Origin of the sequence: Chryseobacterium sp. CBTAP 102 (genome assembly GCF_003201365.1) — a bacterium.
In the GTDB taxonomy this organism is placed as follows: domain Bacteria; phylum Bacteroidota; class Bacteroidia; order Flavobacteriales; family Weeksellaceae; genus Chryseobacterium; species Chryseobacterium candidae.
Map to the genome: position 1 here is coordinate 66,163 of NZ_QICX01000014.1, position 21,620 is coordinate 87,782.

The following is a 21,620-nucleotide window of genomic DNA, read 5'->3' on the forward strand; positions in this document are numbered from 1 at the left end:
AGCAGTGCAAAGATAATGATTTTAATGATAAACTAAAAAATGACTTTTCACGTTATTAATATATTTAATACTATTTTAAAGGTTTGATTAATGAAAAAAATCTTCTTCCTTCTATTTATATGCATTTTTGCCCTGGGTTTTTCTCAAAAAAAGAAAAAAACAAAATCTAGAGCAGTTGTTGAAAAAGAAACTGTAATTATCTATACCGAACAGGAAGCCGAGATCTCAAAGGAGGCAAGAGTCATTGCCGGTTTTTTGAAACAGAACCCGGGACACGCAAAAACAGACTATTTTAAAAGAAAGCTGATTGATATTATCATGGCCGGTAATTCTCCTGAAGCAAAACCTACGATTAAACCCATCAGTAAAGAGAAAATTGAAAATATCGTTAAGAATAATGAATTGAATAGCGGAAAAACGATTGCTGCAAATAAAACTTATACTGCTAATGGAAAACCTGTTTCTAATAATACAGCCGCAGCTATTGAAGCTTTAAAAGAAGAAAGAAGGACTACCTCTTTTGCTTCAGCAGGTTCTGCCGGAACTGCAAAAACTGCGGGCGCATCAACAGCATCCAAAGCTGAACCTAGTGAAGAAGGTAAGAGGAGAGCGGCAATGCTTACCCATCTGTTTAATAACGATGTTAACAAAAGTGAAGCTTATATTAATATCAAGAACAGATCCTCATGTAACCTTATTGTTAAGATAAGCGGTAAAAAATACTATAATCTTACGGTTCCTGCAAAAGGGGAGAATTTTATACTGGTTGATAAAGGGGAGTATGTAATGACCACATCGGTGTGTGATGCAAAATATTCTTCCTTAAAGAAAATCACCCAGGATATTGAAATTGCCCTGAATGTTGCGGAATAGAATAAACAGAAGAAAACTAAATAAAAACGGTTAAGAAGAAATTCTTAACCGTTTTATTTTTTATCCTTTAAACTGACCCATTGCAATGAATTTGTCCTGTCTCTGGGTTTCAAGCTCCTGTCCTGTAAATTTGGAGAAGGCTTTGATGTTTTGTAAAATTGAATTTTTCAGGTTCAAATAGGTTGTTTCCTGATCATAATGAGCACCTCCAAGCGGTTCCTCAATGATTCCGTCAATGAACTTTTCTCTTAAGGCATCCGCCGGAGTAAGATTTAATGCATTGGCTGCATCTTCTTTATGATCCCAGTTTCTCCATAAGATAGAAGAGCAGCTTTCCGGTGCAATTACTGTATACCATGTATTTTCCAGCATATATACTTTATTTCCCACACCTATTCCTAATGCTCCACCACTGGCACCTTCTCCAATGATGTAAGTGAAGATCGGAGTTTTTAGCTGAACCATTTCAAAAATATTTCTTGCAATAGCTTCTCCTTGTCCTCTTTCTTCAGCTTCCAGCCCTGGATAAGCTCCCGGTGTATCTACTAAAGTTACCACAGGGATATTGAACTTTTCAGCAAGCTTCATTAATCTTAAGGCTTTTCTGTATCCTTCCGGATTTGGCATTCCAAATCTTCTGTGCTGTCTTTCTTTGGTCGTTCTTCCTTTTTGAGTCCCTATGATCATTACTTTCTGACCATCAAGGGTAATCAATCCTCCAATCATTGCCGGATCATCAGCGAAATTTCTGTCTCCATGAAGTTCTAAGAAACTGCCTTTGTCTGCCATTCCATTGATATAATCCAATGTATAAGGACGATCCGGATGACGGGACAGTTGTACTCTTTGCCAAGGTGTAAGATTTCCATAGATTTCTTTTTTCTTTTCTAGAATCTTATCCTCAATCTGGCTGCATGCTAATTTTACATCAACACCACTTTCCTCTCCTACTAAAGAACACGTCTGGTATTGATCCATCAATTCTTTGATAGGAAGCTCGAAACTTAAATATTCCATTTCTTGAAGTAAATTAAATCTTTCAAATGTATGAAAAATTATGGTTATTCTATTTAAAATTATTTATAGCATTGTTTATTCTGGAGATACTTTCCTCTTTACCAAGGGTTTCCAGAATGTCCGGAACATCTGGTCCTTTCAGTTCTCCTACTAAAGATAATCGTAACGGCATCATGACTTTACCCATTCCTAATCCTTTGTTTTCGGCGAAATCATGCATTGTCTGCTTTAAAGTTTCACCCACAAAGTCTGTCGTTTCAAAAGCAGCGGCCAATTCACCTAAAATTACTGATGTTTCTTCATTCCATGCTTTTTTTGATGCTTTTTCATCATATGAAGTAGGAGCTTCAAAAAAGAATTTTCCATTTTCATAGATGTCTTTCGGGAAAGTGGCTCTTTCTTTCATCAGATGAATTACTTTCAATAGTTTTTCATCAGAAGCACCGGAAAGATCAAGATCTGTGTTTTTCAGAATCTGAAGAAGTTCTTCATCAGATTTCATCTGAATATATTGATGGTTGAACCACTCAGATTTTTCTTTGCTGAATCTTGCTCCCGCTTTATGTACTTTATGAAGATCGAATTCCTTAATCATTTCATCTAAAGGAAGTATTTCTTTATCATCTGCAGGAGACCAGCCTAATAGTGCCACCATGTTGATGAAAGCATCAGGAAGATATCCGTTTTCTCTGTATCCTTTAGAAACTATACCTGTAGTTGGATCTTTGAAATCTAGAGGGAATACCGGGAATCCGAATTTATCTCCGTCTCTTTTGCTTAATTTTCCTTTTCCTTCAGGTTTTAAAATTAAAGAAAGGTGGGCAAACTGTGGTGCTTCCCACTGCATTGCTTCATATAATAAGGTGTGAAGACCTAAAGAAGGCAGCCATTCTTCACCACGGATGACGTGAGAGATTTCCATTTCATGATCATCAATGATATTCGCAAAATGGTAAGTTGGCATTCCGTCATTCTTTACCAGAACTTTATCATCTAAAGTATTGGTATTGACTGAAAATTTTCCACGGATGATGTCTTCAAGATTCAATACTCTGTCAACAGGCATTTTAAATCTTACGACATAAGGCGTCTTTTCGTCTAATAACCTTTGAACTTCTTCTTCAGAAAGGGCAAGACTGTTTCTTAAACGGTTTCTTGTTTTATTATCATAAGAGAAAACATCACCTTTCGCTTCATATTCTGCACGCATTGCATCCAGTTCTTCCGCAGTATCAAAAGCAATGTAAGCATAATCAGTCTTTAGGATCTGTTCTGTATATCTGTCGTAGATGTCTCTTCTTTCAGACTGTCTGTAAGGAGCAAATTTTCCTCCTTTCTTAGGACTCTCATCAGGAATGATTCCGCACCATTCTAAAGCTTCTTCAATATATTCTTCAGCTCCTTCTACATATCTGGCCGTATCTGTATCTTCAATTCTCAATACAAATTCTCCACCTTGATTTTTGGCAAAAAGATAATCATATAATGCAGTTCTTACGCCTCCCAAATGTAATGGTCCTGTAGGACTTGGAGCAAAACGTACTCTTACTTTCTCCATTTCAATTTTAATTTTTGCAAATTTACTTAAAATTATGCGTTTAAGAGATGATTTCTGACGGTGTATTGTTTTTTAACCCTGGCTTTTTTACTTATTTCAATAGATTTTCGATAAATACGGTTTTTAAACTCCCAATTTTATTTTTAGGATAATAATTTTTTATTCATAGATTACAATCCATGAACTGTGGTTGTGAATAATATACTGATAGGTAATAATCATTGGGTTTTATTTATGAGTCTGTTTATAAATGAGGGTGAGTGTATTTTGATAATTTGACTTTTTTAATTAATTCATAATGAGTGATTGTTAAAGTATTTATTCATAATATTTTAATTGTGTATTAAAATCACTAATAAATGATATATATCAGCTGTTGTTTTATATTTTACATAGTATTGAATTTTATATTTGTTTAAAACTTTTAAATAATACTATGAAAAAACAAATTTTATTCTGCTTCAGTAGTTTACTGATGCTTTTCATGAGTTCATGTTCAACTGAGGAACTGAACAGCGAGGTAACTCCTGAAAGTCCTGCGGCAAAAGCCAATAACCGATTATCAGCTGCTAAATTTGCAGGAGACGGAATTTATGATGTCTTAGGACATGGTTATAACGTTGCCGGTGAATATGCCAATGCAACAGCAGCCGGTTTTAAAGTGATTGATATTGATCGTTTTAAACTGGAGCAGGCCAACAGATTAATCAGTGAAAACACATTCTCACAGGAATACACTGAAGAATATGGTGAGAATGCCGAATCTTATTCCAAAATGGTTTCTACCAAAGTGAATGCTACTGCAGGTATTCCCTTATTCAAAAAAACACTTTCAGTAGGCTTTAATTCTGCCGTAACAACCAACAATAAGTTTGAAGGAAAGTATATTTACGGAAGCTATAACCTTACGATTAAACAAAAAAGGGTACGATTCAATGCCACTACGGATATGTTGGGAGACTATCTTACTCCGGAATTTGTACAGGATCTGCAGACAAAAACTCCACAGCAGATTGTAGAAGATTATGGAACTCACGTAACACTTGATATCTATACGGGAGCAAAAATGGATGTATTATTCCAGGCAGAAACAAGAAGTCAAAGCCGTGACCGTGCAGCAAGAATTGGTGTAAAAGTAGGTATGAAAGATATTTTTGATGTAGATGTAACCAATGACGTGAATACTTCGGAATCATCTATGAACTACTCTAAAAAATTGGCTTATAAAACAAGAGGGGGAGATCCGTCAAAAGGTCTGGTTGGAGATTTAAACCTTGATCAGACCAATCCTAAAATTAATATTTCCAACTGGCAAAACAGTTCTAACGCAAGCAACTCTGTTCTGGTTGATTTTGGAAGCAACGGATTGGTTATTATCTATGACTTAGTGAAAGATGCTGCTAAAAAAGCTCAGCTTAAAGCGTATGTAGATCAATACTTAATTGATAATAAAGTGTATATGGAATTCAATACAATTCCAATTTACAGATATTATAATGGAGTAGACCATTATTACACAAAAACTCCGGGAAGCTACAACGGATATTCTTATGAAGGAACAGAGTTCAATGCATTCTTATATAAAGCTCCAAATACAATTCCAATCTATAGATACTGGAATGGTAGAGATCACTATTATACGAGAACTCCGGGATATTACCAAGGATACGTAGACGAAGGAATTGAGTTCAATGCTTTTGCTACCCAACAGCCTAATACGGTTCCTATTTACAGATATTGGAATGGTAAAGATCACTATTATTCAAGATCAAGTGTAAGACCTTCAGGATATGTCTATGAAGGAATTGAATTCTATGCATACTAACTAAATAATATTAATATTTTACAACAAAGAAATCGCCTCAATTTTGAGGCGGTTTCTTTTATATAGTAAAGAAAAAGATATTATTTGTGGAAAATTTTATAAGTAATATTAATTTAAGACTAATGTTTTCTATGTCCTTATAGTTGAAAATCTACTTTCTTGTAGTTAAAAATGTATTTTTGTAACTTATAAGTTTAGTTGATCAATGAAAAGCTTTTTTGCTTGTCAGAATCTATCTCAGAAAATACAGGAATAAGATTATATACTTTTATTACTGCTATGGAGAAAGGGTGAAACTAAATAATTTAACGTACTAACAAATGAAAATTATTTTCCACGAAAATCAATTATGCTATAGAGGGACTTCTAATGCTCTTTTTGATTATGCTTATTATAACGAGGAAATGCTTGGCAACGAGTCAATGATCCTTTATCCTAAAAATAGTCCGAATAACGCTGAAGAAGCCATCAGACGTTTTAAAAAAAGATTTAGCGTTGTTGGATATAGCGATATCAAGGAAAGGGATGAAATTATTAAAAAGGCAAATGCAGATCTTTTTTATGCAATAAAATCCGGAGAAAGAGAAACAGATACTCCTCATGATCTTATTAAAACGGCTATTCATGCGGTTTTTAAATATAACGAACCTTACGGTGATGTTTATGCCTATGTCTCTGAATGGCTGGCCAAAACAATGAGCGGCGGAAAACTTCCTTTTGTTCCTCATATTGTAGATCTTCCTGAAGTGAGTGGTGATCTTCGCGCTGAGTTGAATATCCCAAAAGATGCCGTAGTATTCGCGAGATATGGCGGAACTGAAACTTTTGATATTGGTTTTGTGATGGAAGCTGTAAAAAAAACAGCCCTGAAAAATAAAAATATATACTTTGTTTTTATGGGAACTGATGAATTTGTAAAGAGAAATTTTTTCAGGTCTTACAAGAATATTATTTTTCTTCCACCAACAACTGATGTCGAAAGAAAAGTGAAATTTATTAATACTTCTGATGCATTTTTGCATGCCCGCACGCAAGGAGAGAGTTTCGGAATGGCTGTAGGTGAGTTTTCTATTAAAAATAAACCTATTATAACATGGTCCGGATCTGATGAGAAATCACATCTTGAGATTTTGGGAGATAAAGCCATATTATATAGCGACAAACAGGATATCATGCAAATTCTGAAGGATTTTCGACCGGATGCAGGTAAAAACTGGGATTGCTACTCAGAGCTTTTCAATCCTCGGATAGTCATGGAGAAATTTGAAAATATTTTTATCAGATAATTTAGAAAAAAGGCTAGTGTTACAACAAACATTAGCCTTTACTATTTTGGTCTGAAAGAATTAAAAAAGACTTCTAATTCTCATCTTTATTTTTTTTGTGAAAGATAAATTCAGATTGAGTTTTTGCTGAGGATATTTCTTTGAAAAGGAAAGAATAAATTCATCAATGTTTTTTGCGGGGAAAAAGGAAAGCTCTTTCCAAATGCCTTTATATAAAGGATGGAAGTCTATAAATGTCTTATAATTGTCAGCATTCACCGTTTTCCAGGAATTTAAAAATGTTGAAGTGTCAAAATCATTTTTATGTCCCCAGTTATTGATCTTTTCTGAAATTTCACTTTCTTCCCGTGCCCATGACTGGTGTATTAAGTAAAAATCCAATGGGAGAATTCTGCCTTTATTTGTATTTCTGGCATATTCATAGTGAGGATAGTTTGTAATTAGCATACACTTTTCATCAAAAGGAGTAATGACAAAGAATCCCTCCGTATTATGTTTGAATAATGTCACAAAATTTACCTGAAAATTAAAAGGATTTTTAGCCGGGTTATTTAATAAAAATTTATTCCTTTTCAAAAATTGGGCTAATACTCCGAAGTCATAAGCATATTCATCACCATCCATCTGGATATGCCATCCGCCGGAACCCATTTTTTCCGCCATCATGTTCCTTTGTCTGGTTTCCAGCTCCATTGGCTGCATCCCTTCAATGAAAAAAGTGTCTTTGTAAAAGATGATTTTATTCTGAGTATCCAATTTTTTGATAGCACTGAAAACACTTTCTGGAATATGAATATCATTTCCTGCCCAGGTTTTATTATTGGCATCATAACTTATTACGATACAGTCTGCATGCTCATAAATATGCTGAAGAGATGTAAAGATGTAACAGTAGTCATATGATAGAAGATATCCTACTTTAATAATATTTTTTTTACTCATTTTTTATTTTATCTAAATTGGAATAAAGACCGTCTAATATACCTTTTATGTACGCTTTCGCCATGGAAAATTTTCCTTTTTTAAGTGCTTTTCTTGCAAACTTCCATCGCTCTCTGGTCACATATTTTAAATTTCCGTCATACAGCCTGCACATCCAGATCCGGTTTCTGGTAATATAATACTCATAAAAACTACCTTTATCGCTGGCAAGATTGAAAGCTTCACATTGTGTATTGACCGCAATTTTCCATTGGGTGTTTTTAAGAAGCCGCAGACACCATTCAGACTCTTCATAATACATGAAAAAGCTGGTGTTCATTAAGCCTACATCATCCAATATTTCTTTTCGGAACATCAAGGCGCTTCCATCTACATATTTTATGCTGTAGTTATAATGAGGAGCATTTACATGGTTTTTATCCTGTTCAGAATGGGTGTGTCCTCCCTGAAACCCTTCCTCTGGAAATAACAGTCCTCCATCTGAGAATATTCTGTCACGAATATTTCTGTAGCAGATTCTTGGACCAATGATTCCAATATCTGGAAATTCTTTTAAATCGTTATATAACTGGCTGATGGTATTGCGGGAAATTTCAATGTCCGGATTTAATAATAAAAAATAATTCTTACCGTCTTCAAGCGCTTTGTCAATCGCTAAATTATTACCGAAAGCATAGCCGCCGTTATAATCACTTAAAATATAGTTAATTTGCTTTTCAGAGCCCAATTGCTCTATTTCCTTTCTGTCTTTTGAATTATTATCAACTATATAAATAGACTTTCCCGGGATACCTTCGATTAATAATGAATTCACCTCCCGATGGGTATCCTCAAAAGAATTGTAATTCAGTATGATAATGGCCAGGTCATCCATTAGTGTAAAATGTTTTTCCATTTTTCAATCGCTTTTTCTTCAGAAAAATTATTTTTAAAATATTCCTCAGCCTGTATTTTCATATCCTGATAATAAGATTGATCCTGCAGTAAAGACATGATCTGATCTCTGAAAAATTCAGGATGATCACTTACCAGACATCCATTTGAAGTTTTTGAAGGAAACCCATCAATTGCTCTTTCTGTTCCCACCATAGGAAGACCGTAAGATAATGCTTCTATTACCTTGATTTTGATTCCTGTTCCCTCCAGCATCGGGCAAATTGCAATTTTTGACTGGTGGTAATATTCCTCCAGGCTTTCTATAAATTCTATCAAGGTAACACCTTCTCTTTCTTTAATATGCTTGCAAATTCTCCCGATAATTACAATGTTGATATTTGGAGGAAGCAATGGATATGCATGGTCAAAAAACCACTTTATGGATTGTATATTGAAAATGTTTTCAGACCCCACAAAAATTAAATCATACTTTTTACCAAGATCACTTTTTTCAAAATGAGTGGGGAAAGAAGGTGGTATATTGATTACCTTTTCACCCAGGAATCTCTTAAATACAAGATGCTCATCTTCTGAAATGGTGATTATTTTATCAAATTTTGAGAGATTGTTGATTTCCTCATTGAAACGTTTTCCAATATCTAATGATTTGTTTTTGTAAAACTCATTGAGGGTAATCCAATCATGGGTATCTATGATCTTTAAAGTGTTTTTCATAGATTCATGATCAATTAATCCTGCCCAGAATTCATAATTGATGATAACGGCATCATATTTTTCCTTATTGAAGATATCAGTAAATTCTTTCTTTGCAAAATCTGTCAATAAGTGGTTATACTCATTAGGTTTCTTATAGAATTTTGATATTTTGTGCTTCCAATAATCTGTTGATGTTTTTACTTTTAATGGTCTGTGTTTAATTAAGAACAGATGGTCAACAATATTCTGATCAAAATCTGTAGTATCGTTTTGGCTCTTATAAATCTCAGCGGCTCCTACCAGATCAATGTGATATCCCATTTTTTTTAAAACAGTAAGGGTGGTTTTTGCTCTCGTAGTATTTCCTGCCCTGTTTGAAAATGGATTTTCAGGAAAAAAAAATAGAATTTTTTTGGTCATTATAAAGATGTAATGGCGGAATTAAATTTTTTGATGATGGTATCCCATGAATAGTTTTTTAAAACATAATCTTTTGCTTTGATGCCTTCAGAAACAAGATCATCCTGTGACTGCTGCATATAAAACGTTAATGCCTGGGAAAATTCTGTGCTGTTTGTAAAGCTTTTCCCGGTTTTACTCTTTTCAACATGAGAATACAAGACCTCACAGTTTTTATTTACAATGATAGGGATTTTCAGTAACATAGCCTCTAAGGTAATCAGTGAAAGACTTTCATAGAATGAGGGCATTATAAGTGCGCTGGCATTCTTCAGTAAAGTATTTTTGAGGTCGTGATCTACAAATCCGGTAAGGATAATATCATCTCCCTGAGTTATTCTTTCCTCAAGAGAATTTTTGCCTGCCATAACTAGCTTTACATCACGATATTCAGGATGTTTTTCTTTGAAATCTTTAAAATATTCAATCATCATGACACAGCCTTTGTCTTCAACAATCCTTCCTATATAAATAAAGTATTTGGTATGATAAAGATCGTTGGGCAGTGCACCCGATGCTGCATCATAATCATCAAAACCAATCCCCACAATTTCTGATTTTAGCTTTAGTGCCTGTGGATAAACTCTTTCTACAAAATCTTTTTCAATTTGTGTATTGTACATGATGAATTTTGGAAGAGAAAACAATTGTGCATAACCATCAAGATAAAATTGAGGCTCGTCGTGTGCTGTTGGGATAAGAATGCTTTTCTCAGCAACTTCTCTAATCCCGATATTGGTAGGATGATATAAATAAGTGAAGAAAATAAAAGCCTTATAATTTTCTTTTTTGTCTTTTATAAACTGAATTAAATCATTGGAAAATGGTCCCTGTACTTCTAACCATTCATTAAAATTGAAGTCTTTTTTGCTGTATTTAAATCTCTTATAAAGCAAATAAGGGAAGTTTACAAAGCTTAGTCTTCTGCTGTGATATTTATATAAGTTACGAGCTATTTTACTTAGCCCATTAAATCTTTTTAAATCCTTTTTTAAAGTTTTAAATCTTCTTACTTTAATATCATTGATGATTTCAATCCCTTCCGGATAATGATTATCCCAACGTTCGAATTCTATAGCACATGTTGTGATAATTTCAATATCATACTTAACAGACAATTTTTCAGCTAATAATCTTGCGTGAAGTTCTGCACCTCCGTTAATTTCCAGCCCATATCTTTGGACTACTATTGCAATTTTATCTTTCATCTGAAATATTATGAATTCATCTTTAAATCTGGTGATCTTCCCATAAGCTGATAAACCAGAAAATGAGGGAGATTAAAATTATTTTCTGCTTTTTTTGAAAAATGCGTTTACTTTTTTTCTTATTTTATTATAAAGAGTTCGCTCTAGATAATTAACTCTGTTGTTTAACCTTTCAATCTCGCTCAAATAAAAAACATTATTGACATCACGGCCTCCGCTGCTTTCTTTTTTAACAAAACCATCAATGAAATTCAGTCTTATTCTGAATAGCTCCCCAACAGATGGGATAGAAAAATTCTCTGCGATTTGTAATTTTGCTTTTTCTCTCATCGGGGTCAGACTGTCAAAATTGTTTTTGATGTTTTGGAGCTTTTCAACAGCATCTTTGAGACTTGGCCTGGCAAGCGTTAAGCCTTCGTCAATCAATCCTTTTGTATTGGATGTTTTGATGAAATCATACTGAATAAGAAAGCTGTTATTTACATTCATAAAGTCCAGATTCCCGGAATAACCCGTTCCGACTACAATTTTTCCATAGGCCATTGCTTCTGCCATTGTCAGTCCGAAACCTTCTGAACCGTGGAGAGAAATCAGAACATCAGCCTGCTGGATCAGGGAATGTAATTTCTCCTTTGAAAAATGCTCATTAATGATGATGACGTTCGGAATATTATTGTAAGCTTCCAGCGCTTTCTGGGCATCTTTGCTTCTTTCAAGATTATGCGTTTTCACGATAAGAACGCTGTTTTTATCTTCTTTGAAAACTGTTGTGAATGCTTCCAGCGTAGCTTCCGGATTTTTTCTGATGGTAGTACTCAGAGAATCGAAAATCGTTAGATAGATCCTGGAATCCGTAGAAATATTATATTGGCTTAGCTCAAAATCCTTAGACTCTGCCATTTTTTGAATCGGATGAGAAAATCTGATCACCGGAATGCCGGTATACTTTGTAAAGATATTCACACAGAAATCACTTGGTACCCACAACTCATCAAAGACATTTAATATCTCAACAACTTTATCAGAAACTTCCGGAAATTCCCAGGCCCAGTAAATAATATTATAATGATCCTTAAGATTCAGATCCTGATTCTTAGAAAAAAAATTGTTAATAAAATTGATATTAATATGGAAAACATTGATTGAAGCTGATTCTTCGGAATCCGTATCCATTTTTTCAAAAGTTTCACTGGAATAATTAATCCGGTTTACTTTGATTCCCATTGCTTCTAATGCTAAAGCATTTAATCTGGTCGCTTCGGAAATTCCGAAATTTCCGTCAAAAAAACCATGGTAATTTACACTTAATGACATGGATTATAGTGTTTTAAGTTTTTCTTTTACTTCTTCAGGTGAAAATACTTTCAGGCTGTCTACAGAATTTCTGCTTAATGTATTCCAAAGATCTTCATTATTATTCAGCTGAATAATAGCCTCTGCGAAACGGGTTTCGTCATTGGCAATCAGTACATTCTTTTTATCGGTAAGCATCATTCCTTCTGCCCCAATATCCGTGGTAACCACAGGGAAAAAGTATTCAAAAGCCTGCCCGATTTTTCCTTTTACCCCAGCTCCAAATCTTAGAGGAGCTACCATAATTTTTGAATTCATAAAATGCTCTTCAATGCTTTCCACAAAGCCTAAAAAATTAAACTTAGGATATAATTTAAGATCCAGCTTTTCTGAAACATTTCCGATGATGCTTACCTCAATCTCAGGATTGGTTTTCCAGACAATGGGCATTATTTTTTCATATAAAAACTTTACCGCATCAATATTCGGTTCGTGAATAGATCCTATGAAGGTAATACCTTTACTATCAATGAAATTTTTTCTTTCAGAAATATCAATTTTTGGATAATGAATATTAGATACCGTAATGATCTTATTTTTATCTGCATACTGGCTCATAATTTCTTTTTCCTTATCAGATATGGCAATTATATAATCCAGTTGCGGTGCAACAACTGTTTCCAGGCGGAAAAAATGTTTGTAATTTTTCTTTAATGAAATACGCGTCGGTTCCAGTTCTATGGCTCTTTTAAACCTTAAAAAATGAATATCCACCATATCATAAATAAATTTGGCAGAAGGTAAAATGGTTTTCATTTTTTTATAAAAAAGATTCAGAGCCAGAGGGCCGTTAAGCCAAACGTAATCTATCTTTTTAAAAGAAGACAGGAAATCATAGATATTTCTGTACTTATTATTCTCTGTATAAACGATAATATTGTGCTGCTGATAAAACTTCACATAAGAATCATCTTCAAACATATGGGGAGCAAATAAAATGCAGTTGTATCCTAATTCTTTGTAAATAAATATAAGTTCTTTCAGTCTGTTAGCCCCGGATTCTTTATCATGGGCAGGGAAATCTCTTGATGCAAACAGGATTGTTTTTTGGGAAGCGTCATACAGATTAATGTTGACTATATCTTTAGACTGAAGATATTTAAGTTTTTCTTTTCTTTCGAAGTGTTTTTTTATTTTTTTTAAGATTCCCATTTGTCAGTTTTTAGTATCAAGTTCAAAAACTTTATTCACCCAACAATCCAAAGTGTATCTGTGGTAGATTTCTTCCGGAATTTTCTCGTAAGGTTTTTCAAAAAAAGATTTGTCAAGATTACTAATATTTTTGTTTAAAATCAAAATATTATTGGGATTGTAAAAATCATAGGTTTTAATGGCTTCATTATCAGTAATAATTTTCTTTTCCAGAGATATGGCTTCAAAAACTCTGAAGCTGAGACCATATTGCCCTTCACGCATCAGATCCAGCAGAACTTTTGAATTTTTATAATATTTTGGAAGATCGTTATGCGGAATTTTTTTAATACTGAAAATCAGGAAAAGATTTTTAGGTACTGTCATGAAAATATTGGTCAGCTGATGTTTCCATGATTTTTTTCCAATAATCATAATCTGGAATTTTAATCCCTGTTCAATAAGCTTTTTAGCCAGTAATTTTATAAGTGAGACTCTTCTGTTATCATAAGAGGTGATGTAGAAAAGATCCATTTCAGGCTGTTGGTTTTCTTGTGGACAGTACGGAAGGTAAATGTAATTGGTTAATTTTTCGAATCCGTGCTTTTCGACATCAATATAGTCAAAGGAAAAGACTTTGTCAAAAAGATACAGTTTGTCTTCCACCGGAACTCTTTCAAGATTATCATAAAGATAGGTGACCATACGGTCTGTAGATTTTCGGATTTTTTTAAGCGTAGAAAGGTCAAATGTATCCGGATTCATCACCAGGATCTGATCCTGATGTCCTAATTTTTTCAGAGAATCCAGAACGTATTTCTGTCTTTTTTCAGTCTTAAGATTTTTATTTAAAAAAGTTTTACTTAAAGCATTTACGGCTCTTTCGTTGAAATTGGAATGAGTAACAGTACTGATCTTTATATGATGAGCATCAATACCTCTTTTGCATAATGTTTCAACAATATACTTATCATAATTCCAAAAATCATAACTAATGATACAAATCTTCATTCAACTAATTTTGCTCTTTTTTTAATGATTCATAGGTTTCGTAAACGCTTAAAGATTGCAGGTAGGATAACTGATAGCCTTCTTTTCCGTCTAAAATACCTAATCTCATTATATAGGCTTTAAAAAATTTAAAAGCAGTTTTAAGATATTGAACCCCAACACTGTATTTTTTTCCTTTAGCAGCCAGTTCTTTCCCCTTTAAAATTCCGTAGTGAATCATTTTTTTTCTGTAAGATTCATAATCTGAAACGGAGTAATGGAGTAATTTATTTTTTAAAATCCCGATGGTTCCGTTTACCTCAAGAGTTTCATGTACTTTTTTTCCTGCCATATATCTGGCCTTCGATTTTCTGAACAGCCTGAAATTTTTGTCAGACTGTGTTCCTGAAAAATGAATTGGTTTCTGGGCAAAAAAGAATTTCCTGTAAAAATAGTAGGCATCCTTTTGCCCGGGTTTGTTAAGCTCTGCAATAATTTCCTGCTTCAGTGCCGGAGTAATTCTTTCATCACCATCCAAAAATAAAACCCAGTCGTTGGTTGCATGATCAAGAGCCAAATTTCTTTGCTTTGTAAAATCCTCAAATTTATTCTGAATCACCTTTACATGCGCGAATTTTTTCGCAATTTCTACAGTTTTATCCGTACTAAAAGAGTCTATCACTATTATTTCATCACAGAAATCGAAAGACTCAAGGATATCCTGTATATTTTTTTCTTCATTATATGTTATGATCAAACCACTTATATTCATCACAACGATTTGTTTGATAAGGAAATATGTATTATCTCTCCTAAGGTCATTCTAAATAGTTTTAATCTTTCAAAGATAAGTTTAAATTTGAATTTTATAGACGAATCTTTGTCATTTATCTCTATTATGCAGATTCCGAAAAATACCACCTTTGAAGAATACACTTTATTGTAGCCGGATGTATATAGCAAATACAATTCCTAAATTTTTAAAAAGTGAAAAAATATGATTTTTTTATGTTTTTAAAGTAACCTCTGATGGTGTAATACACGTATTGATGATACATTAAAGGTATGACTGTTGACTGCCATACCCATTAATATTTTCCGGAATCAACAGTTAAAATATTGATCGTGTTGAAATAACCGATGAATATCCGTTTATTTATACTCAAGAATAGTCCTTTCGATAATCTTCACGCAGTCCAGCAGTTGTTCTTCAGTAATGACCAATGGTGGAGCTAATCTGATGATATTGCCATGGGTAGGTTTTGCCAGAAGTCCATTTTCCTTTAATTGTAAGCAAAGATTCCATGCGGTAGAACTTTCAGGCGTATCATTGATCAGAATAGCGTTTAGAAGACCTTTTCCTCTTACTTTGGTAATAAGATCTGTTTTTTCAATAAGCTTGTTAATTTCAGCTCTGAAAAGTTTCCCTAGTTCTTCTGCTCTTTCAGATAGTTTTTCGTCAGCTACTACATCCAATGCTGCTACTGCTACGGCACAAGCGATAGGGTTTCCTCCGAACGTGGAGCCATGCTGTCCCGGTTTAATAACATTCATGATGTTGTCGTTCGCTAAAACAGCAGATACAGGATACATACCTCCGGAAAGTGCCTTTCCTAAGATCAGGATATCCGGTTGTACATTTTCATGGTGGCAGGCAATCAATCTTCCTGTTCTTGCGATACCCGTCTGAACTTCGTCAGCAATGAAAAGAACATTGTATTTTTTACATAGTTCAGAAGCGTTTTTAAGGAAGTTTTCATCCGGAACATACACTCCGGCTTCTCCCTGAATAGGCTCTACAAGGAATGCTGCAATATTTCCAGCTTCTCTGTTTAGAACTTCTTCTAATGCTGCGATATCATTATAAGGAATTTTGATAAATCCTGGTGTAAAAGGTCCGTAGTTCTGGTTGGCATCAGGATCATTAGAGAAAGAAACAATAGTGGTTGTTCTTCCGTGGAAATTGTTTTCACAAACGATAATTTTCGCTGCATTTTCTGCAATTCCTTTTACTTCATAACTCCACTTTCTGGCTAATTTTACGGCAGTTTCCACAGCTTCTGCTCCGGAGTTCATTGGTAAAACCTTGTCAAACCCGAAAAGAGTCGTTATTTTCTGTTCGTACTCTCCTAATTTAGAGTTGTAGAAAGCTCTTGAAGTTAAAGCCAGCTTTTGGGCCTGCTCCACTAAAGCGCCTACAATTTTAGGATGAGAATGTCCTTGGTTCACAGCAGAATATGCTGAAAGAAAATCATAGTACTTTTTACCTTCCACGTCCCAAACGAAGACACCTTCTCCGCGGTCCAGAACCACTGGAAGCGGATGATAGTTATGCGCTCCATGTTTGTCTTCAAGGTCAATAAAATACTGTGAGTTTTTTGTTTGTTCTGCTGTTGACATATTGTTGTTTTTTACAAATTTACACAATATTAATGATATGTATAAACAATTACCAAGTGACGTTTGAGGGGAAAATTGAAGTAGATTTTAGGGTGGAATAATGGAGGATTAGAAAATATTTTCCCTGTTGACAGACTGTTATAGGTAATATATCTTTATAAGGGTGAAATTTTATTTTCAGTTTGTTTATTAATTTTTATTCATTCCTCGGCAATAAAACACGGTTAGAACTGCTTCGTGCTTTGCATTAAAAATTTAAAATTTACAGGTTAAAATAAAAACTGCCTCTTTTTGAGGCAGTTTCATTTTTATTAAAAAATAATCTTAGTGATTATCATATTTTCTATCCATTACAAAATCCTCCATGAATTTTGTAGTGTAGTTTCCTGAAAGGTAATCTTCATTATCCATCAGTTGTCTGTGGAAAGGAATCGTTGTTTTTACTCCTTCAATATAGAATTCTTCAAGCGCACGTCTCATTTTTGCAATTGCTTCCTCACGCGTTTGAGCAGTAGTGATAAGCTTAGCAATCATAGAGTCGTAATTAGAAGGGATTGTATATCCGGAATATACGTGAGTATCTACTCTGATTCCGTGTCCGCCAGGGATATTTAATCCTGTAATTTTTCCCGGAGACGGTCTGAAGTCTGCATAAGGATCTTCTGCGTTGATTCTACACTCGATGGAGTGTAATTTAGGGTAGTAGTTGATTCCTGAAATAGGAGTTCCGGCCGCAAGAAGAATTTGTTCTCTGATCAGGTCATAATCAATTACCTGCTCAGTAATAGGATGTTCTACCTGGATTCTTGTATTCATTTCCATGAAATAGAAATTTCTGTGTTTGTCTACAAGAAATTCAATAGTTCCCACTCCTTCATATCCGATGAATTCTGCAGCCTTTACAGCAGCGTCACCCATTTTCTCACGAAGTTCGTCAGTCATAAACGGAGAAGGTGTTTCTTCCGTTAATTTCTGATTTCTTCTCTGTACAGAACAGTCTCTTTCAGAAAGGTGGCAAGCTTTACCGAATTGGTCACCCGCAACCTGAATTTCGATGTGTCTAGGCTCTTCAATCAGTTTTTCCATGTACATACCTCCGTTTCCAAAGGCCGCTACAGCTTCCTGAATGGCAGATTCCCAGTGATCTTTAAGGTCTTCAGCTTTCCAAACAGCTCTCATCCCTTTACCTCCACCACCAGCAGTAGCTTTGATCATTACAGGGTAACCTGTTTCTTCAGCTACTTTTACAGCGTGTTCGTAAGATTCGATCAACCCGTCAGAACCTGGTACACATGGTACACCTGCTGCTTTCATGGTAGCCTTAGCGTTTGCTTTATCTCCCATTTTTTCAATCTGCTCAGGGGATGCACCAATAAATTTGATACCGTTCTTCTGACAGATTCTTGAGAAGTTAGCATTTTCAGATAAAAATCCGTAACCTGGGTGAATAGCGTCCGCATTGGTAATTTCCGCAGCAGCAATAATGTTAGGGATTTTAAGATATGAGTCTTTACTCATAGCAGGGCCAATGCATACCGCTTCGTCAGCAAATCTTACGTGAAGACTGTCTTTATCAGCAGTAGAGTATACTGCAACGGTTTTGATCCCCATTTCTTTACAAGTACGTAAAATACGCATTGCAATTTCGCCACGATTGGCTATTAATATTTTTTTGAACATCTTAATACGATTTGAAATTTGAAAATTTGAAATTTGAAATTGACTTTATCATCAATTATCAATCATCATTAATCAATATTTTAATTAAGATGGGTCTACTAAGAATAAAGGTTGGTCGTATTCTACAGGAGTAGCGTCATCAACTAAAATCTTAACGATTTTTCCGCTGATTTCAGATTCAATCTGATTGAAAAGTTTCATTGCTTCAATAACGCAAACTACTTTACCAACAGAAACTTCGTCACCTACATTTACAAATACGTCTTTATCAGGAGATGGCTTTCTATAGAAAGTACCGATCATTGGAGACTTAATCGTTACATATTTGCTGTCATCAGATGCCGCTTCAGCTTTTTCAGCAGCAGGTGCAGCAGCAGGAGTTGCAGCAGGTGCAGGAGCAGCTACTGCTTGAGGTGCAGTGTGGTATACTGCAGGTTGTGCATAAACAGCATCGCTTCCAGCTAATGGAGTTTTAATAGTGATTTCGAAATCTTTAGTTTTGTACTTCACTTCTGATACTTCAGCCTTAGATACAAACTTGATAAGATTTTGTATGTCTTTAATGTCCATAAATTTGATATTTGATTTGATGCCAAAGATACCAAAAAAACGTAAAAAACAACAAAAAACCGCCAAATTTTATCAAAATTGGGCGGTTTTTGTATTAAAATGAGGCTTTTTCAGCGAAAAGCGACTCTTAGTTTTCTTCAGTAGCAGCTACTTCTTTTTCCAATACTACTTTACCTCTGTAGTACAATTTTCCTTCATGCCAGTGAGCTCTGTGGTATAGGTGAAGCTCTCCTGTTGTTGCATCTTTAGCTAATTGAGGAACTACAGCTTTGTAGTGAGTTCTTCTCTTATCTCTTCTTGTAGACGACTGTCTTCTCTTTGGATGTGCCATTTTCTAATAACTTTTTTAATTGATGAGCGATGAGATTCATCATCTCATCATATTTAAATTATTCTATTTAATTATTGTCTTTTAATTTTCTTAAAGCATCCCATCTAGGGTCACTTTCATGTTCTTCTTCAGTTACGTCAATATCTTTTGGACTGAACTGGTCAAGAATTTTAAGATCATCATTACTTACATTGGGTGAAATCTTTTTCATCGGGATAGAAAGCATTACATTTTCATAAATCAAATGTGCTACATTGAAAGCATGCTCTGCGGTAGGAATGGTAATGACATCTTCATTGCTGTCATCATATTCTTCCCCGAAATTCACCAAAATTTTGATTTCATTCTCAATAGGATAGTCGAAATTTTCATTTGTGATGTCACAAACCAATTCAACCCATCCATTAATCTTAATCTCAAATTCTAAAAAAGTAGTGTGTTTATCAAGTGATACATTCACTTCTATTCTAGGATTTGTAAATTCCTGCTCAGTGTCAAATAATTGAAAGAACGTTTTATCTATCTCAAACTTGAACTCGTGTCTTCCGTTTTTAAGTCCGGAAAAGCTTACGTCATAGTTTCTTAACTTGTCCATAAAATGAGTGTGCAAAAATATGCATTTTTTTTATAATAACAAATAAAATCTGAAACAAATTAATTTAAAATTTGTTTTAAAGATTTATGCTTCAGTTTCCTCCGGTAGATCTTCATCTATTCCGTTGTCTACAGCCATTTTTCTAGGCTGAAGGCGGTTGTTCATCAGTTCGGTGTATTCACTTCTGTTTTTGAAGACCTTGATCGCTGTGAAGATAGCTTCTGTAAAACTCTGCTCATCGGCCACATTTTTTCCTGCAATATCGTAGGCAACTCCATGATCCGGAGATGTTCTGATAAAAGGAAGTCCGGCAGTATAATTTACTCCTTCTTCATAGGCTAATGTTTTAAAAGGAGCCAGCCCCTGATCGTGATACATTGCTAACACAGCATCGAAATTTTTGTATTTAATCGGCTGGAAAAAACTGTCTGCAGGGAAAGGGCCGAATGCCAGTATTCCGTTGTCAGAAAGTTCTTTGATGGCCGGGCTGATGATTTCAATTTCTTCATGACCAATGACGCCGCCGTCTCCTGCGTGAGGATTTAATCCTAATACGGCAATTTTAGGTTTTTGAATGCAGAAATCCTCTATTAACGTTTGATTTAATACTCTGATCTGTTTCTTTATCTTTTCTTTGGAAATATTTTCTGCTATCTGAGCAATAGGAATATGATGCGTGGAAACGGCTACTTTAAGCTCTTCAGTGACAAGGAACATCAGTCCCTTTTTATTGAATTTCTCTTCAAAATACCCTGTATGTCCGGCATGCTTAAAGCCCATTTTTACCATTTCATCCTTGTTGATGGGAGCGGTTACCAATACGTCAATATCTCCTTTCATCAAAGCTTCAGTAGCTGCTTCTAAAGAATCAATCGCCATTTTGGTGGATTCTTCAGTAGGAACTCCTAATTCTACATTCACATTTTCTTTGGTAAGGTTAACCATATTAAGTTTCCCTGCCTGAGCCTGTGAAGCTTCGTTAACGTAGTTGAAATTAAGATTCAGCTTAAAAATATTTTTCTGATAAGTGAATAATTTTCCCGAGCCAAAAATTACAGGCGTGAAAAAATCTGTAATAGTTTTGTCTTTCAGAGACTTCATGATGATCTCCGGACCGATGCCGTTGAAATCACCGATTGAAATTCCTACTCGTACTTTATGGTTTTTTGGGCTCATTTTGATTATCTTTGAAGATTATAATTTACAAATTTAGCAAAAAATAATATGTTCACAGGAATTATTGAAGCAGTTGGTGTTATTGAGAAGATTGAAGAAAAAGGAAGCAATATAGATTTTACCCTCACATGCCCTTTTACAAACGAACTGAAAATTGATCAGAGTCTTGCGCACAACGGCTGCTGCCTTACCGTTGTTGAGATAAAAGACAATCATTATGTAGTTACAGCGATCAATGAAACATTGGAAAAAACGAACCTTGGAAAATGGGAACTGGGAACTGTTGTAAATCTTGAGAGATGCATGAAGATGGATGGAAGACTGGATGGCCATATTGTTCAGGGACATGTTGATAAAACCGGTGAAGTGGTGAGTATCGAAAATAAAGACGGAAGCTATTTTATTACCATGAAATATGAAAATGACGGAACTTTTGTAACGGTACCTCAGGGTTCTATTACGGTAAACGGAATCAGTCTTACTGTTGCTAAAAGTGAAGATAATCAGTTTTCCGTAGCTATTATTCCTTATACCTGGGAATTTACGAATATGAAACATTTGAAAATTGGTGATAAAGTAAACCTGGAATTTGATATCATTGGTAAGTATATTGCTAGGTTAATTAAAAAGTAG

The 21,620-nt window shown here is 34.6% G+C and carries 20 protein-coding genes; 4 read left to right on the plus strand and 16 right to left on the minus strand.

What is annotated here, in order from left to right; genetic code table 11:
- Positions 1-90: 90 nt before the first annotated feature.
- The gene (locus C8D70_RS17200; RefSeq protein WP_076594884.1) at positions 91-873 is read left to right on the plus strand and encodes a DUF6759 domain-containing protein; all 783 of its coding nucleotides are present in this window, start codon (positions 91-93) and stop codon (positions 871-873) included.
- Between the two features lie 60 nt (positions 874-933).
- On the opposite strand, the gene C8D70_RS17205 is transcribed toward C8D70_RS17200, so the two are convergent.
- Complete coding sequence (locus C8D70_RS17205; protein ID WP_062675714.1) at positions 934-1,890, minus strand: acetyl-CoA carboxylase carboxyltransferase subunit alpha; 957 nt, start codon at positions 1,888-1,890, stop codon at positions 934-936.
- 49 nt (positions 1,891-1,939) lie between these two features.
- A complete protein-coding gene (gene gltX, locus C8D70_RS17210; RefSeq protein ID WP_076594885.1) occupies positions 1,940-3,448 on the minus strand; it encodes a glutamate--tRNA ligase in 1,509 nt (502 codons plus the stop codon).
- Positions 3,449-3,884: 436 nt separating this feature from the next.
- Here gltX and C8D70_RS17215 point away from each other — a divergent pair, with 436 nt between their 5' ends.
- The gene (locus tag C8D70_RS17215) at positions 3,885-5,273 is read left to right on the plus strand and encodes an MAC/perforin domain-containing protein (RefSeq protein ID WP_110368128.1); all 1,389 of its coding nucleotides are present in this window, start codon (positions 3,885-3,887) and stop codon (positions 5,271-5,273) included.
- 320 nt (positions 5,274-5,593) lie between these two features.
- Positions 5,594-6,559, plus strand: coding sequence for a hypothetical protein (locus C8D70_RS17220; RefSeq protein WP_110368129.1), 966 nt, complete (start codon positions 5,594-5,596; stop codon positions 6,557-6,559).
- Positions 6,560-6,619: 60 nt separating this feature from the next.
- Here the strand turns inward: C8D70_RS17220 and C8D70_RS17225 are convergent, their stop codons facing one another.
- The 14 genes from C8D70_RS17225 to pdxA all read right to left on the minus strand — a co-directional run bounded on the left by C8D70_RS17225 (position 6,620) and on the right by pdxA (position 20,987).
- On the minus strand, positions 6,620-7,501 hold the full coding sequence (locus tag C8D70_RS17225; RefSeq protein WP_110368130.1) for a hypothetical protein: 882 nt from the start codon (positions 7,499-7,501) through the stop codon (positions 6,620-6,622).
- Complete coding sequence (locus C8D70_RS17230; RefSeq protein ID WP_228408058.1) at positions 7,494-8,396, minus strand: glycosyltransferase family 2 protein; 903 nt, start codon at positions 8,394-8,396, stop codon at positions 7,494-7,496. The genes C8D70_RS17225 and C8D70_RS17230 overlap by 8 nt, the downstream gene beginning before the upstream one ends.
- Positions 8,375-9,415 carry a glycosyltransferase family 4 protein gene (locus C8D70_RS17235; protein WP_181416152.1) on the minus strand — a complete coding sequence of 347 codons (1,041 nt, stop codon included), beginning with the start codon at positions 9,413-9,415 and terminating at the stop codon, positions 8,375-8,377. Before C8D70_RS17235 ends, C8D70_RS17230 begins: the two co-directional genes overlap by 22 nt.
- A gap of 98 nt (positions 9,416-9,513) precedes the next feature.
- Positions 9,514-10,761 (minus strand): glycosyltransferase family 4 protein, encoded by a 1,248-nt coding sequence (locus tag C8D70_RS17240; protein ID WP_110368132.1) that lies wholly within the window; start codon positions 10,759-10,761, stop codon positions 9,514-9,516.
- A gap of 78 nt (positions 10,762-10,839) precedes the next feature.
- Positions 10,840-12,075 carry a glycosyltransferase gene (locus C8D70_RS17245; protein ID WP_110368133.1) on the minus strand — a complete coding sequence of 412 codons (1,236 nt, stop codon included), beginning with the start codon at positions 12,073-12,075 and terminating at the stop codon, positions 10,840-10,842.
- A 3-nt stretch (positions 12,076-12,078) separates the two neighbouring features.
- Positions 12,079-13,266 carry a glycosyltransferase family 4 protein gene (locus tag C8D70_RS17250; RefSeq protein WP_076594894.1) on the minus strand — a complete coding sequence of 396 codons (1,188 nt, stop codon included), beginning with the start codon at positions 13,264-13,266 and terminating at the stop codon, positions 12,079-12,081.
- Between the two features lie 3 nt (positions 13,267-13,269).
- Positions 13,270-14,256 (minus strand): hypothetical protein, encoded by a 987-nt coding sequence (locus C8D70_RS17255; protein WP_110368134.1) that lies wholly within the window; start codon positions 14,254-14,256, stop codon positions 13,270-13,272.
- Positions 14,257-14,260: 4 nt separating this feature from the next.
- The gene (locus C8D70_RS17260) at positions 14,261-15,007 is read right to left on the minus strand and encodes a glycosyltransferase family 2 protein (protein WP_076594896.1); all 747 of its coding nucleotides are present in this window, start codon (positions 15,005-15,007) and stop codon (positions 14,261-14,263) included.
- 380 nt (positions 15,008-15,387) lie between these two features.
- Positions 15,388-16,635, minus strand: coding sequence for an ornithine--oxo-acid transaminase (rocD, locus tag C8D70_RS17265; RefSeq protein ID WP_076594897.1), 1,248 nt, complete (start codon positions 16,633-16,635; stop codon positions 15,388-15,390).
- Positions 16,636-16,959: 324 nt separating this feature from the next.
- Positions 16,960-18,315 (minus strand): acetyl-CoA carboxylase biotin carboxylase subunit, encoded by a 1,356-nt coding sequence (gene accC, locus C8D70_RS17270; protein ID WP_034692971.1) that lies wholly within the window; start codon positions 18,313-18,315, stop codon positions 16,960-16,962.
- 84 nt (positions 18,316-18,399) lie between these two features.
- A complete protein-coding gene (gene accB / locus C8D70_RS17275) occupies positions 18,400-18,885 on the minus strand; it encodes an acetyl-CoA carboxylase biotin carboxyl carrier protein (protein ID WP_076594898.1) in 486 nt (161 codons plus the stop codon).
- Between the two features lie 127 nt (positions 18,886-19,012).
- Entirely contained in the window at positions 19,013-19,216 is a 204-nt protein-coding gene (gene rpmF / locus C8D70_RS17280) for a 50S ribosomal protein L32 (protein ID WP_002976251.1), read from the minus strand.
- A gap of 67 nt (positions 19,217-19,283) precedes the next feature.
- Positions 19,284-19,811, minus strand: a complete 528-nt coding sequence (locus C8D70_RS17285) for a YceD family protein (RefSeq protein ID WP_110368135.1) — start codon at positions 19,809-19,811, stop codon at positions 19,284-19,286.
- An 84-nt stretch (positions 19,812-19,895) separates the two neighbouring features.
- Positions 19,896-20,987, minus strand: a complete 1,092-nt coding sequence (gene pdxA, locus C8D70_RS17290; protein WP_110368136.1) for a 4-hydroxythreonine-4-phosphate dehydrogenase PdxA — start codon at positions 20,985-20,987, stop codon at positions 19,896-19,898.
- Between the two features lie 48 nt (positions 20,988-21,035).
- Between pdxA and C8D70_RS17295 the strand changes: the two genes are divergently transcribed.
- Positions 21,036-21,620: a riboflavin synthase gene (locus C8D70_RS17295; RefSeq protein WP_047435612.1), complete on the plus strand. Its 585-nt coding sequence runs from the start codon at positions 21,036-21,038 to the stop codon at positions 21,618-21,620.

What these genes read in the sequence shown, in the direction of transcription:
- C8D70_RS17200 (WP_076594884.1), top strand. Translation starts at nt 91, where the DNA reads ATGAAAAAAATCTTCTTCCTTCTATTTATATGCATTTTTGCCCTGGGT.
- C8D70_RS17205 (WP_062675714.1), bottom strand. Translation starts at nt 1,890, where the DNA reads ATGGAATATTTAAGTTTCGAGCTTCCTATCAAAGAATTGATGGATCAA.
- gltX (WP_076594885.1), bottom strand. Translation starts at nt 3,448, where the DNA reads ATGGAGAAAGTAAGAGTACGTTTTGCTCCAAGTCCTACAGGACCATTA.
- C8D70_RS17215 (WP_110368128.1), top strand. Translation starts at nt 3,885, where the DNA reads ATGAAAAAACAAATTTTATTCTGCTTCAGTAGTTTACTGATGCTTTTC.
- C8D70_RS17220 (WP_110368129.1), top strand. Translation starts at nt 5,594, where the DNA reads ATGAAAATTATTTTCCACGAAAATCAATTATGCTATAGAGGGACTTCT.
- C8D70_RS17225 (WP_110368130.1), bottom strand. Translation starts at nt 7,501, where the DNA reads ATGAGTAAAAAAAATATTATTAAAGTAGGATATCTTCTATCATATGAC.
- C8D70_RS17230 (WP_228408058.1), bottom strand. Translation starts at nt 8,396, where the DNA reads ATGGAAAAACATTTTACACTAATGGATGACCTGGCCATTATCATACTG.
- C8D70_RS17235 (WP_181416152.1), bottom strand. Translation starts at nt 9,415, where the DNA reads ATGGGATATCACATTGATCTGGTAGGAGCCGCTGAGATTTATAAGAGC.
- C8D70_RS17240 (WP_110368132.1), bottom strand. Translation starts at nt 10,761, where the DNA reads ATGAAAGATAAAATTGCAATAGTAGTCCAAAGATATGGGCTGGAAATT.
- C8D70_RS17245 (WP_110368133.1), bottom strand. Translation starts at nt 12,075, where the DNA reads ATGTCATTAAGTGTAAATTACCATGGTTTTTTTGACGGAAATTTCGGA.
- C8D70_RS17250 (WP_076594894.1), bottom strand. Translation starts at nt 13,266, where the DNA reads ATGGGAATCTTAAAAAAAATAAAAAAACACTTCGAAAGAAAAGAAAAA.
- C8D70_RS17255 (WP_110368134.1), bottom strand. Translation starts at nt 14,256, where the DNA reads ATGAAGATTTGTATCATTAGTTATGATTTTTGGAATTATGATAAGTAT.
- C8D70_RS17260 (WP_076594896.1), bottom strand. Translation starts at nt 15,007, where the DNA reads ATGAATATAAGTGGTTTGATCATAACATATAATGAAGAAAAAAATATA.
- rocD (WP_076594897.1), bottom strand. Translation starts at nt 16,635, where the DNA reads ATGTCAACAGCAGAACAAACAAAAAACTCACAGTATTTTATTGACCTT.
- accC (WP_034692971.1), bottom strand. Translation starts at nt 18,315, where the DNA reads ATGTTCAAAAAAATATTAATAGCCAATCGTGGCGAAATTGCAATGCGT.
- accB (WP_076594898.1), bottom strand. Translation starts at nt 18,885, where the DNA reads ATGGACATTAAAGACATACAAAATCTTATCAAGTTTGTATCTAAGGCT.
- rpmF (WP_002976251.1), bottom strand. Translation starts at nt 19,216, where the DNA reads ATGGCACATCCAAAGAGAAGACAGTCGTCTACAAGAAGAGATAAGAGA.
- C8D70_RS17285 (WP_110368135.1), bottom strand. Translation starts at nt 19,811, where the DNA reads ATGGACAAGTTAAGAAACTATGACGTAAGCTTTTCCGGACTTAAAAAC.
- pdxA (WP_110368136.1), bottom strand. Translation starts at nt 20,987, where the DNA reads ATGAGCCCAAAAAACCATAAAGTACGAGTAGGAATTTCAATCGGTGAT.
- C8D70_RS17295 (WP_047435612.1), top strand. Translation starts at nt 21,036, where the DNA reads ATGTTCACAGGAATTATTGAAGCAGTTGGTGTTATTGAGAAGATTGAA.